General features: G+C 32.3%; 16 protein-coding genes and 1 pseudogene. 7 read left to right on the plus strand and 10 right to left on the minus strand.

Annotation, left to right across the window (positions count from 1 at the left end; genetic code table 11):
- Positions 1–771 precede the first annotated feature (771 nt).
- From Y7E_RS0106210 to Y7E_RS30740, 4 genes are all read right to left on the minus strand, one after another.
- Positions 772–939 (minus strand): hypothetical protein, encoded by a 168-nt coding sequence (locus Y7E_RS0106210; RefSeq protein WP_017150426.1) that lies wholly within the window; start codon positions 937–939, stop codon positions 772–774.
- Positions 940–1202: 263 nt separating this feature from the next.
- Positions 1203–2192 (minus strand): porphobilinogen synthase, encoded by a 990-nt coding sequence (gene hemB / locus Y7E_RS0106215; protein WP_017150427.1) that lies wholly within the window; start codon positions 2190–2192, stop codon positions 1203–1205.
- A gap of 274 nt (positions 2193–2466) precedes the next feature.
- The gene (locus Y7E_RS0106220) at positions 2467–2733 is read right to left on the minus strand and encodes a hypothetical protein (RefSeq protein WP_017150428.1); all 267 of its coding nucleotides are present in this window, start codon (positions 2731–2733) and stop codon (positions 2467–2469) included.
- Between the two features lie 13 nt (positions 2734–2746).
- Complete coding sequence (locus Y7E_RS30740; RefSeq protein WP_017150429.1) at positions 2747–3730, minus strand: DUF2599 domain-containing protein; 984 nt, start codon at positions 3728–3730, stop codon at positions 2747–2749.
- A 237-nt stretch (positions 3731–3967) separates the two neighbouring features.
- On the opposite strand from Y7E_RS30740, the gene Y7E_RS31455 reads away from it, so the two are divergent.
- From Y7E_RS31455 to Y7E_RS33565, 3 genes are all read left to right on the plus strand, one after another.
- On the plus strand, positions 3968–4576 hold the full coding sequence (locus tag Y7E_RS31455; protein WP_017150430.1) for a TetR/AcrR family transcriptional regulator: 609 nt from the start codon (positions 3968–3970) through the stop codon (positions 4574–4576).
- A 425-nt stretch (positions 4577–5001) separates the two neighbouring features.
- A complete protein-coding gene (locus tag Y7E_RS0106235) occupies positions 5002–5610 on the plus strand; it encodes a DUF3967 domain-containing protein (protein ID WP_017150431.1) in 609 nt (202 codons plus the stop codon).
- A 665-nt stretch (positions 5611–6275) separates the two neighbouring features.
- Entirely contained in the window at positions 6276–6437 is a 162-nt protein-coding gene (locus Y7E_RS33565; protein ID WP_017150432.1) for a hypothetical protein, read from the plus strand.
- A gap of 66 nt (positions 6438–6503) precedes the next feature.
- Here Y7E_RS33565 and Y7E_RS0106245 read toward each other — a convergent pair whose 3' ends face one another.
- Together Y7E_RS0106245 and Y7E_RS0106250 are read right to left on the minus strand one after the other, a co-directional pair.
- Positions 6504–7268, minus strand: a complete 765-nt coding sequence (locus Y7E_RS0106245) for a CsxC family protein (protein WP_017150433.1) — start codon at positions 7266–7268, stop codon at positions 6504–6506.
- 640 nt (positions 7269–7908) lie between these two features.
- Entirely contained in the window at positions 7909–8337 is a 429-nt protein-coding gene (locus tag Y7E_RS0106250) for a hypothetical protein (protein WP_017150434.1), read from the minus strand.
- Between the two features lie 295 nt (positions 8338–8632).
- Here Y7E_RS0106250 and Y7E_RS0106255 point away from each other — a divergent pair, with 295 nt between their 5' ends.
- From Y7E_RS0106255 to Y7E_RS0106265, 3 genes are all read left to right on the plus strand, one after another.
- Positions 8633–9157: a tubby C-terminal domain-like protein gene (locus Y7E_RS0106255; protein ID WP_017150435.1), complete on the plus strand. Its 525-nt coding sequence runs from the start codon at positions 8633–8635 to the stop codon at positions 9155–9157.
- Between the two features lie 213 nt (positions 9158–9370).
- Positions 9371–9535 (plus strand): hypothetical protein, encoded by a 165-nt coding sequence (locus Y7E_RS33570; RefSeq protein ID WP_017150436.1) that lies wholly within the window; start codon positions 9371–9373, stop codon positions 9533–9535.
- Positions 9536–9614: 79 nt separating this feature from the next.
- Complete coding sequence (locus tag Y7E_RS0106265) at positions 9615–9887, plus strand: hypothetical protein (RefSeq protein WP_017150437.1); 273 nt, start codon at positions 9615–9617, stop codon at positions 9885–9887.
- Positions 9888–10065: 178 nt separating this feature from the next.
- On the opposite strand, the gene Y7E_RS0106270 is transcribed toward Y7E_RS0106265, so the two are convergent.
- Positions 10066–10662 (minus strand): peptidase inhibitor family I36 protein, encoded by a 597-nt coding sequence (locus tag Y7E_RS0106270; RefSeq protein WP_017150438.1) that lies wholly within the window; start codon positions 10660–10662, stop codon positions 10066–10068.
- A 638-nt stretch (positions 10663–11300) separates the two neighbouring features.
- A pseudogene (locus Y7E_RS0106285) lies at positions 11301–11744 on the minus strand (MarR family transcriptional regulator); the annotation flags it as partial.
- 79 nt (positions 11745–11823) lie between these two features.
- On the opposite strand from Y7E_RS0106285, the gene Y7E_RS0106290 reads away from it, so the two are divergent.
- Positions 11824–12450: a stage II sporulation protein M gene (locus Y7E_RS0106290; protein ID WP_017150442.1), complete on the plus strand. Its 627-nt coding sequence runs from the start codon at positions 11824–11826 to the stop codon at positions 12448–12450.
- 655 nt (positions 12451–13105) lie between these two features.
- On the opposite strand, the gene Y7E_RS0106295 is transcribed toward Y7E_RS0106290, so the two are convergent.
- Together Y7E_RS0106295 and Y7E_RS0106300 are read right to left on the minus strand one after the other, a co-directional pair.
- On the minus strand, positions 13106–13753 hold the full coding sequence (locus Y7E_RS0106295) for a hypothetical protein (protein ID WP_017150443.1): 648 nt from the start codon (positions 13751–13753) through the stop codon (positions 13106–13108).
- Positions 13754–13960: 207 nt separating this feature from the next.
- Complete coding sequence (locus tag Y7E_RS0106300; protein ID WP_017150444.1) at positions 13961–15415, minus strand: plasmid recombination protein; 1455 nt, start codon at positions 15413–15415, stop codon at positions 13961–13963.
- Positions 15416–15624: the final 209 nt, after the last annotated feature.

The following is a 15624-nucleotide window of genomic DNA, read 5'->3' on the forward strand; positions in this document are numbered from 1 at the left end:
CTTTGCCCAAACCCACTGGGGAACTCTTCCCCAGACCCCATCAATCGAACTCCCCAACCCCTCAATCCTTGAGGGGCTCCCTCGCCGGTTGGCAGGAACAAACGGCCGTTTGTTCAGTACCAAGAGGGTTCGGGTGTAGTCTAGTTGGTCAAGTCAAATACTCCCTTCGCTTCGCTAGGTCCGTTTTGATTGACCAACACACGCAACGACCTCTATTAATCACTTTCACTTTACCCTCATTATAGTTTAGTAAAAAGGGTATCCCTTGTAATACAGGGAATATCCTTTTTTAACTAGATTATAACGAAAAACAGGATACTCATGTCTAATTTCACCAATGTAAACTTTTAAATATTAGTTTACTTTCATTTCATTGATTTTATTGATCTTATCTCACATCACACATTTTCTCTAAAATTTTCAACAAAAGTATACATTCAAAATCTGATGAATAAAGAAATTAAAATACCTATAATTAAAAAAGAAAAAGCTAGATTCATACTAGCTTTTTTTACATAATTTTTGTTATTAGAAGCAAAGTTAGCTAAAAGTTTTTAAAAACTAAATTTAGTACCACAAATAGAACAATTATGGTAACAACGATACATGATTCTATGGTGTACTTTTTACTTTCTTTTGCTAGTTGTACTTTCTCTCTATATTTCTCTTGTATTTCTTTTTTTTTTATCTTTTGATTTCATATGCACTCCTTAAGAAATGATTGCTCTATAGTAACCCCCTCATTCGGAGAGAGATTCCAAGCATATCCTTTTACTGTTTAGAGTGACAATCTTTACAATGAATTTTGCCTTCGTTATCAAGCCATTTCTTTATTTCAGTCATGCCAGCATAATGAGGATAGTGTAGCTCTACATAAATAAGTTCCCCGCCTTGAATGTTTTTTCCGCAACTTACACATTTAGGTTTCACTCTTAACATGATATATTTCCCTCCTATTCCTAATTGTACCATTAAGAAGAAACGATTTGTTAGGATTTTTAGATATATATTCTATACATGTTAAGTTGACATAACGTATCATTATCGGGATTCAATGTATTTAAAAGCCCATTAAAAGTCCCCAGATTGTTTAACTGGGGGACTTTTGTGTTCACATAATTCTCGAAAGCGGAAGTTAAATTTAAACCATATATTAGGTGTAAAAAAAGCACCTAATCATAATACTAGGTGCTTTTTTTACACTACTCTTTACTTTGTATTTTACGGGCAGCATCTACTGCAAAATAAGTGAGAATACCATCACACCCTCCACGCTTAAATGCAAGTAAAGTCTCTATAATCACTTCATCTGGATTTAGCCAACCTTTTTCAAAAGACGCCATCATCATAGAATATTCTCCGCTCACTTGATAAGCAAAAGTAGGAACAGAAAACTTAGTTTTTACACGTTGAACAATATCTAAGTAAGGTAGGCCTGGTTTTATCATTATCATATCAGCGCCTTCTTTTATATCTAGTTCTACTTCACGTAAAGCCTCGTCCGAGTTTGCAGGATCCATTTGATACGTTTTTTTATCCCCTTTAAGTCTCTCACTTGAATTTAAGGCATCACGGAAAGGACCATAATAGCTAGAGGCATATTTTGCTGCATACGACATTATTCTAGTGTTGTGTAAATTTTCTTTATCTAAGGCAGTTCGAATGGCAAATATGCGACCATCCATCATATCAGATGGAGCAACAACATCTATTCCAGACTTTGCTAATATTAATGCCTGTTGAACCAACACACGAACACTTTCGTCATTATCAACATAACCATTAACAAGTATTCCATCATGACCGTGATCTGTATAAGGATCTAAAGCTACATCCCCAATTAAACCGACATTTGGGTATGCTTCCTTAAGTAGTTTTGCTGCCTGGCAGATTATATTATTCGAATTTAACGCCTCAGTTCCAATTGAATCTTTTTTACTGTCTGGAATAACTGGAAATAAAGCAATTGCTGGAATCCCTAATTCTACAGCTTCTTTTACATGTTGAACTAAACAATCTAAACCGACTCGAAATTGACCTGGCATAGAATTAATTTCTTCTACTCCTGCCTCTTCTTTTACAAATATTGGCCAAATTAAATCATTAACTGTTAATTCATGCTGGGCAATTAAACGACGATTCCAATCGTCCTTTCGATTTCTTCTCATACGGATTATTGGAAAGTTTTCCATTTCTATATCAATCCTCCATTAATTATTTAGATAAAATCTATCTAAACAAACTATTTAAGTATATATTAGTATTCCTTACTAGTACATAAAAGGCTACCATCACTGATTAACTTAGGAAATTAGAAAAGAATAAGTCCTTTGAGAAGTGCTAGATTTATGAATATCCTATACAAAATCAGTTAACATAACGCAACATTATCAGTATTGAAAAAGGATCTTCGACTTAAAGATCCTTTTTTTATATCTCATGTTCTATTTTACAGTTTAAATTAAATTATTTTGTTTTTTTTACTAAATTAAAATAAGACTTAGCTAATAGTAAAATACTTACAATTATTAAAGCGATAGAACTTAATTCAATTCGACCGCCTATACCTTGTTCATCAGCATATATAGCAGAATTATAAATAGATATTAAACTTACTATCATACAAGTTACAGATAATATAATATTAAAATTCATAGCTTCATTTTTTCTTGCTTTTGTAAAATAAATTATTATTATTACTAAGTATGGAATTATTAATGCTAAAAATACCAAATCTTTTTCCTCCTTATGATGGATTACAAAAAGCTTTTACTGTAGCCCAATAACCAACATTTGGTCTTTTAGGTTCTAAATTCCATTTATCTTTTATATATGGTGGAGCAGCATCAGCATGACAAAGGAATTGATCTTTCATCCCTTCTGTATTTGACCAATTTTTACTAGAGGAAAATTTTCTTTTAACTTCATTGAATGAATCAGTTCTATACGTAAAAGATGTTAATCTTCCACAATGAGTAGGTGTAAGACTCAAAGATAATTTGTATTTTCCTGTACCTCTGGTAATCCATTCTCCTTTAGATATAAATTTTGAACAAAACAATGGATCAGCAATTACTGGGAGCTGTGCTTTTTCAAAATTTACATGTTGAATTAATTTATTATCTTTAATTTCATAATAAGTTGGTATTTCAGTATTATTAGCATCTACTGCCCATGGTTTAGCTATTGCAAGTATAACTTCTCCATTTTCATTTAAAAGTGATGCACTACCATCTTTATTTAAAACTAATTTTGATAATTCAGAAGTATTTATTTGAAATTCATATTCTTTAGGGGCATCCATTGACTCTATTGAAATTAATTGTCGCAAACCACCATCTACTACTTGAACTCCTAAGGATACAGGAATATTTTTATTAGAATAAATCATAGTATTATCTACAACTTCGCCTGGTTCTAATTCATTTTTATAAGGTATACTTATTTGAATATCTTGAATATTATCTTCTTTATTTTTTAATACTATTCCTTTTTCAGGATTTGATTCTATTGTTATTCCTACTTCATCATTGATAGTTTCTTTATTTAAATCTAAAGTCTTCATATTATGAGGATCATAGGTTTCGAAATTATCTTTTATTTTTTGTGCAGATGATTTTTGTACAGGTGTTTTTTTTTCTTCAGCATGAGTTTTTTCACTGTAATAAGGAGATAAAAATAATAAACTTATTAAAAAACAAGTAACTAATTTAAAATTTCTTTTTCTCATTTTTAAACAACTCTCCTTTTTTATATTATAGAGGTCTTGCTATAACTTATTTCCAGCCTATACTTAACATCACCTTCCTAAAAATGGTTTATAATTCCTTGAGATAGTGTCATTTAATCATCTTCTTTGTAAATGTTATTTTTAAATACCAACTAGTCGGTATTAATTTATTATATGCTGAGTAATGTGTTAGGATTAATTAAATATTCAGTTTCTTTAAAAAAGGGGGCTCCTATAGTGAATTATCATCAGAAACAATCAGAAGATACAATTAACAAATTAATGCAATCAGGAATTGAATTATTTTCTAAGCAAGGCTATTCTAGTACAAGCGTTGATCAGATTGTAAAACACGCTGGTTATTCTAAAGGTGCTTTCTATTCTCATTTTTCTAACAAAGAGGAGTTTTTACTAAAGTTGATAAAAGAAGGTATTGATTTCTATTTTGAAGATTTAAAAGAAGCTCTTAATGAAAAAGATCGAGATTTACTAAATAAATTTAAAAAACATAGCATGCGTTTGTTGAATGAGGCTTATGAAAAAGGGTCTTCCCCTATGCTTCTTCAAGGATGTATGATTTCCAATGAATTACCACAGATAAAAGAAATACTTACTCTTCAGATGGAAGAATGGAGGATGTTTACTACACATTTTATTCAAGAAATGAAAAATGAAGGTATTGTTGGAAGTTCATTAGATGCGAGAACTTTAGCAACAGCAGGAATGGCTCTTTTTAATGGATTTAATTTGCAACATTTTGTTGACAATCGAATTCAAATACAGGACATGCTAAGTGTTTTTGTTGAATTACTTCAAATTCAAGAGTCTAATAAAAAAGATAAATAAGAGTATAATGTTTGAGATCGTTTATGAATACCCTATACATGCTAGGTTAACATAACGCACAATTATCGGTAGCAAGGACAAGGTGGAATCCGCTTTAAAACAAGGATTCCCTCTTGTCCTTGCTTTATTTTTCTATGCACAATTTTATACATTATTGATATAGCAAGGATTCTAGGGGTCCTCGCTATTCTTTTTTTGCATAAAATCTTGTATATAGAAAAAAGATTTTGATGTTGGTGTCGAGAAGTAATGAATATCTGATTTTAAAATAGATATGTGTCTCTAAGCTCGGGGCTGTAATACGAACTAAATACATTACTGATGTGAAGATTATGGAAGTTAAGAATAAAAACAAGTGATACGTGAATTATTAGGAAAAAGGGTATATCATTGCTATAGCGAATATATTTTTGAGGTGAAACGCTATGAAGATGTTTTATAGTCCTAGTGACGTGGCGGAGCAATTAGGTATCCAATCATCTACATTACGTAAGTATGCAGACGTGTTAGAAAAGGAGGGTTACACTTTCATAAGAAACGAGCGTGGGCATAGGAAGTATAGAGAAAGTGATGTAATGGTATTCCGTAAGGTTATAAACTTAAAGAACGATACAGATATGACACTAGAGAATGCGACAAAGCAAATTGTATCATGGCATCAAGGTGTTGAGGTATTGCCATTAGATCAATATAAAGTTGAGCGCTATGAAGAGCCGGATTTCAACGCTACAACGCTACAGACGATGATTCAAGATCAAAAAGAAATCATTGAAAAACAAAATGAGTTGCTTCAGGAATTAACCAAACGACTAACCGAGCAAGACCAGCGATTTATACAAAGAGAATCAGAGTTATTGAGCGCTATACAAACGACACAGAAATCCCAGGCACTTATAGCGACGAATATTAGCGAAGACATGGCGAAGAACCAGGGCCGTGATGAAATACTTATGCAAACAATAAAAGAAGTCCAGGAAGTTAAGAAGATGATTGCAGCAAGTAAAGATAAGAAATGGTATGAGTTTTGGAAATAATCTTTTGAAATTTGATTAATTAAGGAGTGAATTGAAATGGGAAGATACCCCCAAAACGAAAAAACTAACTTCTTATCCAAAAAAGATAAGTAGGATTATGTGAACTAACAGTTGATAACCTTTTTATATTCAACATATAATTTTAAAAATGTCTCCGTAGCTTTAGAAGGGAAGAGCGCCGGAAAACATTGTAGAACCGGGTCGCAAAGCAAAGGTTTCAGAAGCACCGAAAAGCAAATGAGCTGAGACAGGTGAAACTCCTGTCGGTGAAATTCCGTAGGGAAGCGTGTTCCCCTTAGCTTATGCTTACGAAAGGAGTGCGGGTTCGAATCCCGTCGGAGGCACTAGCTTTTCTTTTGATTATTATTTGAATAACAGGTACCAATGTTAATTAAGTAAATTATATGTATTTACTTCCGATAAACTGACTTATGTAAAAACTAGTATGGATCTAGTTTTTTTTTGTTTATGGAGTAACTTTTAAGGGTGTTATTATTACTGCACAACGAGTTTTGAATACAGAATTAATGCAGATTTTTCCGGTTTTTAGTTGGAATCCTTTTTCAGACAAAGTTAGAAGAATAAAAGGGAAATCTGAGAATACATTTACAATTGTGAGAAAAAATGTTCTTTGTTTTGTTGTGAATAAAAAGGAGGTATGTCTGATGAATATTATTCATATTGAAACAAAAAATCATTATAAAAGTGAAAAAGAAAATGAAATGAAAACTATACCAATTATCAAGCGGGTATATTATGAAAATGGAGAGATTAAGTTTGAAATATTAGAAGAGAAAAAAATTCCTATAACATGGTTAGATAAATAAAAAAGGTACTCATTTGAGTGCCTTTTTTATATCTTAAGAAACAAGAATATTAATGAGAATTTTTAATTAGCAGCCAGCTTGTCCAGTTGATCCAACTCTTACTTGTTGAGTTTGTAATACTTTCAAAGTAAGATCAAGAACGATTTTTTCACGTAATTTGTCAAATTCTTTTACATGATGTTTTTTATCACATGAGTCTTCATGATGTTTATCATGATCATCATCACATGGTGAAAAATCAAGCTCATAAAATTCTGCACTAATTAATTCACAAAATGGTTGTTCATTATAGACAACATTATTTTCAAAGAAGAATTTGTCTAGACGAGGAATATCAGTGTTTTTTGGATTAATGAAACGAGCTTTATTTTCCGAAGAAAAAGCTATAATTGGGAAAGAAAGAAAGTCCTCTTCAGTTAAATCAGCAAAACCAGAGAATCGAACCTTTGCAATTTTATCATGAATCACGCCATTGCAGTCTTTAGAAGCATATTCAATATTTTTACGAATGAAACCTTCTACAAACAATTTTGCTCTTGTTACTCGTAAAAATCCTGTTTTATTAATTTTTTCATATTCAACAGGTACTAGTTTACATTGTTGTAAAAATACATCTTTTAAGACTCTTTTAATTTCTACTGCTGGTGGACAAAGTGGAATATTTGCCTCTACTACAATTTGAAGCGTTCTTTCTGCTAATACAACTGGAATTTTAATTATTGGATTGTTTGTAAGAACTGGCGTTGCTTCAGTATCACTGAACGGAGTTTGTGTTTCTGATTTAACCTTACAATCCTTGTTATGATCGTGTTTGTATTCTTGTTCACTCAATTAAAAAACCTCCATTATTTTATTTTTTGAGTGTTTTCACATCTACTTTAATATGATATTTAATATATCTATTTGTGTGCAGGCTTGTATAATAGTTATTTTTCTCATTTTGAAATAAGAAAAATTAGATTAGATTTAATAAAATTCATTGCACTATTTTGAATAGGAAAGCATATATTATAGTGTGGGACAAGCGTTGGACACTTGTTTTGCACTTATATTGAAATCTCCTAAAATAAAAAAAGGAACCTATTATTAGGTTCCTTTTCTTTTAGGGGTACCACCAGCATTTTGGAAAAAATCCACGCTAAGAGCATGCAAGATTTTATACAGTTTTTCGGCTAATCCAGTAACCTAAAACCCACGCCAAGATAGGAATGTATAAAAAATGAATAGAGTTATAGAAAAAGAAAAAGTGGATTCCTTGTGAGAGTAGGGATCCGCTTTTTTCTTGCTTCCCATAATCATACGTTATGTTAACCTTACATGGATTTTTATTCATCGCCATTTGTACCCATTTTTTAGGGATAGAGAGAGTAATCGTAACCTAAAACGCAAAGTAAGTTACAGAACATGTTAGATAAATAGAAGGAGCTTCTAATAAATAGAAGCTCCTTCTGTGTACATGTACACACACGTATTATTCTATATGAGCAAATTTAACTTTATTTGGATCTACCTTTGCATTTATAACTTTGACCTTTACGGAATAGGTAGCTTCTTCTAGAGAATTTATAGGGGCTGAAAATGGTTGGAAAGCTGAATGCTTATGATTAGGGATAGTGGCGCTTGTTACATATGATAGATCACCTATTAAATTATAAAACTCAAATACTACACGACTTGGTTCTTGTTCATTAGATGAACTTACATCAGCAATCCCAATAAAAGTATTAAAATAAGGGTAGTATCTTATGGCATCCCCATCATAAAGCCAAAACTCACTTTCATTTATGGATGATTTTTCATTGTTAATTTGAGCGGAAACTGTATTCTGCACAGGACTATGAAATGCACTAAAAACTAAAAACCCTATACTCATTATCGGAATAAGAATTCTTTTTTTCATTTTAACAGCTCCTTGAATTCCATTTTTTAACAATCACATAATACAAATTTTCTTCTAAAGTGTAAATGATTATTTTTTTATTGGAATAGTCAAAAGTGCTGTGACGATAATAGGACGTTATGTTAACCACGCATGAATATAATATACATCCATTTTTTTGCAACAAATTAATTGTTCTAAATGATACAATAAAGGGAAAAAAGAAGGGCTTTTCTGATAAATCACGACTACAAAAATAAACAAAAGAACAATGAAAACCGTATTATTTTAGTTAAAATAAAGGAGAAGTATTAAAATGAGGAAATATACATACTTACCCCCTAAAGTAAAGGATTCTACTAAATCGGTCGATGTTATAGATGAAGCTGGAAATAAAGTATTCACATTTAAAAGGAATTACAAAAATATATTAACAAGAATGGCAACCTATGTATGGAATATTGATTGGAACGTTCAAATTGATGTCTATTCCAACGATAAAGATATAGTTTATCAGTGCATAAAGAATACCAAATGGTTAGGAAAGCCTACGTATAAAGTTATTAACTGTCTGACGAGTGAAAAATATGAAGTAAGTTATATTTCATGGCAAGTTATATCTCCTGAGCTTCTTATTAAATCTCATTCTTGTGAACTCATAGTAAAGAAAGTACCAATGGATTGGGCAAAATTTTATTATCAAGGTAAAGAAGTAGCAAGGTGGAAAATGAAGACATCAGAATTGTTTAAAACATACTTAGAGATAGAAAAAGATTCCCCTATACAAGAACCAGAGTTTTTTACGAGTATTGCACAAAGTCTGTTTTATATCGGTGAATAATTAACTTCCAATAACGAGAAATTATGTGAACACGAAAGTCTTCCAGTTAAATAATTTGAAGGGCTTTTAATAGTCTTCTAAATACATTGAATCCCGATAATGATGCGTTATGTTAACCGAGCATGTATAGAATATACAACCCCAAAAAACAATACATCGCTCTTTCTGAATGGTATAATTTGGTTAAATAACATTGTGTATAAGGGGGAAGTCATGAGTATTAGAAGTTTATTTGACATCAAGCTCTTGCTGATTGGGTTGCTTTTATTTCTTGGTGGAATCTATGTTTCTCAATGGAGCAACCTTGCCATCATAGTTGGGATTGGCGGAGGAATTATTATGGGATTAAGTGCTACCAAGCAATTATTCAAAAACTAGCTCCTCTCCCATGTAGGGAGGAGTTTGCTCTTTTTTGTAAAGAGACAACAGAAACTTACGTTTTCTGAAGGAGGACAATATGAATTCTTGGTTTTTAGCAATTCTAATTATTGTAGGTATGATCTCTATTGATGGTATAAACCGAAAGATAAACCGAGTTAATAGAAGACTAGAACGAATAGAAAATAGATTAGAACAGGTTGCTAAACAAATAGGTATCCCAGAGCATGAAGTCAACGAAGAACTTCGCCAATTAGTTAGAGATGGAGAAAAAATTGAAGCTATTAAGAAGGCACGAGAAGTTTTAGGATTATCATTACTTGAAGCTAAAAATTATATCGACTCTTTATAACATGGATAACTTCTGATAACGATAATTATGTAAATGAGCTGTCTATATAGACAGCTTATTGTATTTTTTTACTTAGTGTGGGGTTTTTCCAAAATATTGACGGTACCCCTGAAACAAACAACAAAAAAGAATCCTGCATAAGCAAGATTCTCACAAAAAATATGGTTATTTCTTCAATCTAATTAGTAAAGAAGATGGAAGACGCCTTATCGTTCCAAGTTGATCCGACATAGTTGACATTGATACCGGATTGTACCCAAAATCTTGCTCCTCCGTAGTTAATATCCCAACACATAACTGTCCAGTTATGATTGTAACCCGCTTTCAACGAAGAAATTTTATCATTCCAATATGAACCGACCCAGCTAATATTACCGGAAGCTCCAAAGGAATTCCCTCCGTAATTAGAATGTTCATAAAAATACGAATTATAATAAACAGCTTGGGCTGTAATCATATTGTTTTTAGTATCCTTTTTACGCTCAACAACAGCACTCTGCAAATGAGCATTTAAACGGTCTTGATTTGTAAACCCATAGACTACTCCTTCTGCTTTTGCAACGTCATCGAAAACAAACTGAGTTACATTCTTTACATGCGAATCATCTTGTGCATATTTAACACCATCAATCATAACAGGCAAGTCTTTTAATTGAACCATATTCTCTGTTGAAAGCGTTTGTTTTGAAACTGAGGTTGATGTCGTATCAGCAAAAGCAGTAATAGGAATAATCGCCAAGACAAAAGCCAGTAATGTAACAACTATTTTCTTCAAGAAAATCCCTCCTAGATGAATATCTTTTCCTATCCTAAAAAAAGAAAAATAGGCTTAATTCATAAGGAATTCAAGTGTTACTCTCATTCCCCGAATCATTTCCGTACCCCTTAATTATTATTAATTAGGGCTTCCCTTTATGTATAAAATTCCTGACCTTTTGATGTTTCCCCTTGTTTTTGGGTGTGAGTGCTGGCTGGGGGTCAGGGGGGCTAGCCCCCCCTGGAACTTAACGTAACTGAATATGGAGTAAGCTTGTTGCTTAGAACGATAGAACTGGCGGTTCGGCGGGTACAATTGCTAGTCCAAGTCGAGCAACTTAACCTTGTTTTTGGTCTGTTCGGCTTGGCGAAAGCTAAAAACCGGCCGAATTTCGGAATGCAAGGAGAAAGGAGGAAGATTTTTTGAGTGAAGTTCTCAAAAAATACTCTCCGTTCCTTGTATGGAGAAAAGCTCCTATATATAGAGTGAGAAGAGAGAGACTTTTAAAAGTGCTAAAAAGGCTGATATATCAAGGGTTTTAGAGATTTTCGTGTGTGGTTAAATCCCCACAGTTGTGTGGTTAAATTACCACGAACAAAAGTACGAACAAAAACAAAAAATCGTAGTTGTCAAGTTAAACAACTACGATTAGTAAGTTAAAATAATCTATCAGGTAAATCTTTTAATATTTTCATTTTCATAGCTTTATGAAACATTATCTGTAAAGCTTTATTTATATTATCTTTATCCCCTGCATAGATAATGTGTGGATTTATAAATATTGCATATGCTTTAGCATTATTTCCTTCTAAACCTGATTCTCCTTTAAACAAAAGACCTTTTCTTTTAAGAGAATTAATGATTTTACTTGTATTTGACCTATCAGTCCCTAAAAAATCAGCAATTTGTGAAATATTCATAGGAGCAGGGTTCTTAGCTGTAATATCCTCTACAATACAATTACTATCAAAAGCAATTAATGGTGTTATATCAATAAAAAAACTTTTCTCTCTAGCCGTTAAATACTTATTTTCTCTTAAAAACCCTAAATTATTTTGCATAAATTGAGCAAACCTCACTTTCGACTGAGGGCTTCTTTTGATGCGTTATGTTAACCCTACATGTATACGATATACAAGAAAAAATTTCTTTACCATCGCATCATTAAGATGGTAAAATTTGGAAAAAGGGGTGAGGGTTATTTCAAATGTAATTAATAAGGTTGTATTTAAAAGAGCTATTAACTTTTTCATATTAGGGGTAGCACTAACAATTATTGCAACCATAATAACTTTTATAATCAATCCAGATCTAAAAGAAACACTGAAAGGATTAGAAAATAGAATACCAGATCAAGTAAAGGAATCAACAGGTATAGAAAAGGCATGGGAATACATTGTTAATAATGGCTTTATCGTGCCTTTACAAATGTTTATATTAGCCTTGATTCCAATACAATTTTTATATGTTATACATATAATTTCAACTACTTCACTTCTTGGGGTTTCTTTTGGAATTGCGTTACAAATTGGTTTTAAAAAAGGTTTTGTGATGATAATTTCATCCATCCCTCATTACCTTGTTGAAGTTTTCGCTTTGTGTTTATTTGCGGCTATTCTTTTTGAATTAAATAAATTTATTAGAATCAAATTAAAAATTATGTTCAAAAAGGATAAAGAAAGAGTATCTCTTAGTAAAAAGATTTTAGAAGTAATAAAAATTTATGCTATTTTAACTTTACCTATAATTATCGTTGCTGCATTCTTAGAAACTTACATAACTAATATCATATTTGATTTATTTTAGGAACTTTATATGCTTGATGAAAATTGAGATTTACCTAAACATAATACAAACTGTGCTTCTAACTTCCAATAACAATAATTATGTGAACAAAAAAGTCCCCCAGTTAAACAATCTGGAGGACTTTTTTGTAGTTTGTTCTTGTCTTTGGGTCTTACATTTGCTTTTTGGCTAGAGTGCTGGCTCGTCGTGTGGGGGCGAAACCCCACTTATTACGTATCAACATATCGTATAGAAACTATTTTTGAACGATTGATCTAAGCGGTTCGACTCGTATACTTGCTTGTCCAAGTCGAGAACCATTGCTTTGCTTTTTGTCTGTCGGCTTGGCGAAAAAAGCGGACGAGCCGAAAAAAGTTTTGCAAGAACAACATCAAAAAGAAAAGGCGACAGCCTTTAGGTGAGGATTAACGAACCGACTTTTTGATGTTGAGGGTGGAGATTTTTGAGTGTTTTTCTCAAAAATACTACCCGTTCCTTGCGGAACTTTTAGCTATATATAGAGTGAGAAAGGAAAAATACAAAAACTCAATAATATCAAGGGTTTAAAGGGAGTAGGGTGTGATTATTTGATCACACCTGTGTGACTAAATAATCACACCTAAAAAATGGGAAATAAGATAAAATAAAAAAAAGCAAGACTAAAAGTCAGGCTTTTTTAAAATAAATAAACTGGTAATTTATGTTTTTTACTGCTATCTTTAATTTTAAAATTACGAAGAGATCTTTTAAAAATATGTTGAGTTGCCTTATCTACACCATCTTTAGGAGAACAACACATAACATTAGGATTCACAAACCATGTTCTAGAAGAACAAATTCTTCCGTCATCAGTAGTCATTCCAGATTCAGCAACACCAAGTATACCTTTCTTTAATAAGGAGTTCATAATCCTAGAAATATATTCTCTAGTATTTCCAAATTGTTCAGCTAAATAACTAGGAGTTGCTGCATTTGTTTCAACCTCTAATTCATTATCTACTCTTTCTATTATTACATTTGTCTTAAATTCAATGTAAGGAGTAAGCTTAAATAAAAATGCTTCTTCTTTAGGTTGTAAGTAACCAATTTTATTTAAATAATTTATGTTATCCATAATTAATTGCACGAACTTCACCCCATCAGTTCGTTTTTTCTTTTTACCTATAAAATAATCTTCACCAGTTGTACTATGTAAAATTTGCAGCAACAATTGCTGTTGTTCAGAAGATAAACCTACATTTGCTTGTTCTAAAAAGCTTTCAATTTGATTTTCTCTTGATCTAGCTTTCTTTTCAGCTTGTCCAAAATCTACAACTTTTTTCATAAAATAATTCTCTCCCTTAGTGGAAGGAATCAACTTTTATATGTTAGAATGTATATAGAATATTATATAGTGGTTGATTCCAACCTTATTATGAAAAACCGCCTTGCCGTCCAAAGCTGGGGCGGTTTTTTTCATTTATACGTCTTTCTTTATAATAACATGAAATGCATTGCTAAAGGTTTCCATCTGTTGAAAATCTTATCACGTCTATCTTTCCATATCAAAACCTTGATATCTCCGCATTTCTTTCTTATGTTCACATTCAAAATGATTATCTACGCCTTTACCATCCAATTCTTTTTTAACAAGCCCTCTAAACGCTTTAAATTGCTCTTTAAAAACTTTTTTCGTTTGTTGATATAAAACCCTTATATTTGTCTGTAAATCCTTTATATGAGCTTTTAACGAGCTTATTTCAGTGTTTAATTTGCTATTTTTCTTTTGCAACTCTAGATTTACCTTTTGAGATTCTTTAAAAGAATCATACAAACTATCAACCTGATGATTCAATTCCTCATTTTCTTGCACAAAATCTGTTTTTCTTAAACGTTCATAATCTTTTTTTATTGTAACCGCTGCATTCACTTGTTTTGTTAATTCTTGATATTGTTCTGGTGATAACACATAATTTCTTGTCTGTTTCTTCGTGATTTCAGCTTTTCCAAACATTTTATCCTGTACTTCTGTTACTACTTCTTTACGCAAAAATGGAATTTTAACAGGTTCATTTGGTACTTGATTCGTAGCACTATCCAATTCTTTTTGCTGTTGTTTCACCTTTTTTTCTAACTCTATATATCGCTGACCAATCAGCTGTAACTTTTCACTTTCACTTTTTACTTGTTGTTCCACTGCTTCTAACTCTTTGTATTTATCAACTACATGTATTTTCACCATCTGTAATTCATTTACTTTTTCTTCAGCATGTTTCATATGATGGTCAAAAACTTCTAACTGCATTTCTTTTTCATATATTTGATTCTCAACGGTTGATTTCATTTCAGCATATTCCTTGTATTGACGGACTTTCATGTACTTATGTGAACCTACATTCGCTCGTTCAAATTCTGGAATTTGTTCTTTAGCCAAAGATTCAATATAAGCCGTTTCTGATTGTCTCCAATTTGCAATTAACTCCGTCCCTTTTCCTTTTACGCCTTGTTGTTGCAAGGCTCTATCCATTCCGACACGCCTCGTTAATCCTCGACTACTTTCGAAATTCGGTACATAGTTAATATGTAAATGCGGATTTGCTTCATCATCATGTAAAACCATGTTATAAACTGCTAGATTTGGATTTCTCTCTTGAAACGCTTCAGCATACTGTTTTAACGCTTCCTTTTTGGCTTCCCTATACTTTGGGTCGTCTTTGCCTTCCCCAATCGCTACAACAAGTTCTCGTTGCTCATGCGTCTTTGTATCTTTTCTTATTTTGTCATAGTAATCCTTAATTTTGCGGTCATTCCGTTTTTGTTTTTCATTGTACTTGTCCACCGCTTCTTGAAAGACATCCTCGTATACACTTCGAATGTCTTTTTTTATAAAGTAAATATTCTGGTCTAGCCTGGCTGGATCGATGCCAGGGTTTCCATGAATATTTTCCCTGTTATTATGGCTCAATGAACTTTGGTAAGATTGATTAAATGAGATAGAGAACAACATAAAATGCCACCACTCTCCCTAGAATAATTGATACCATAAGTCTAGCAAAGCGACGAAATGGAGTCAATTAACGTAACCCTATACGTATTTTGACGCTGACGCATCAAAATCGATAGGGGTCTGCGACGCTTTTCGGCGTTGCCGAGCCATGCTTAGCATGGCAAAAACAAACCTTGGGCTTTGCCCAAACCCACTGGGGAACTCTTCCC

Origin of the sequence: Bacillus bingmayongensis, from assembly GCF_000299035.1 — a bacterium.
GTDB lineage: Bacteria > Bacillota > Bacilli > Bacillales > Bacillaceae_G > Bacillus_A > Bacillus_A bingmayongensis.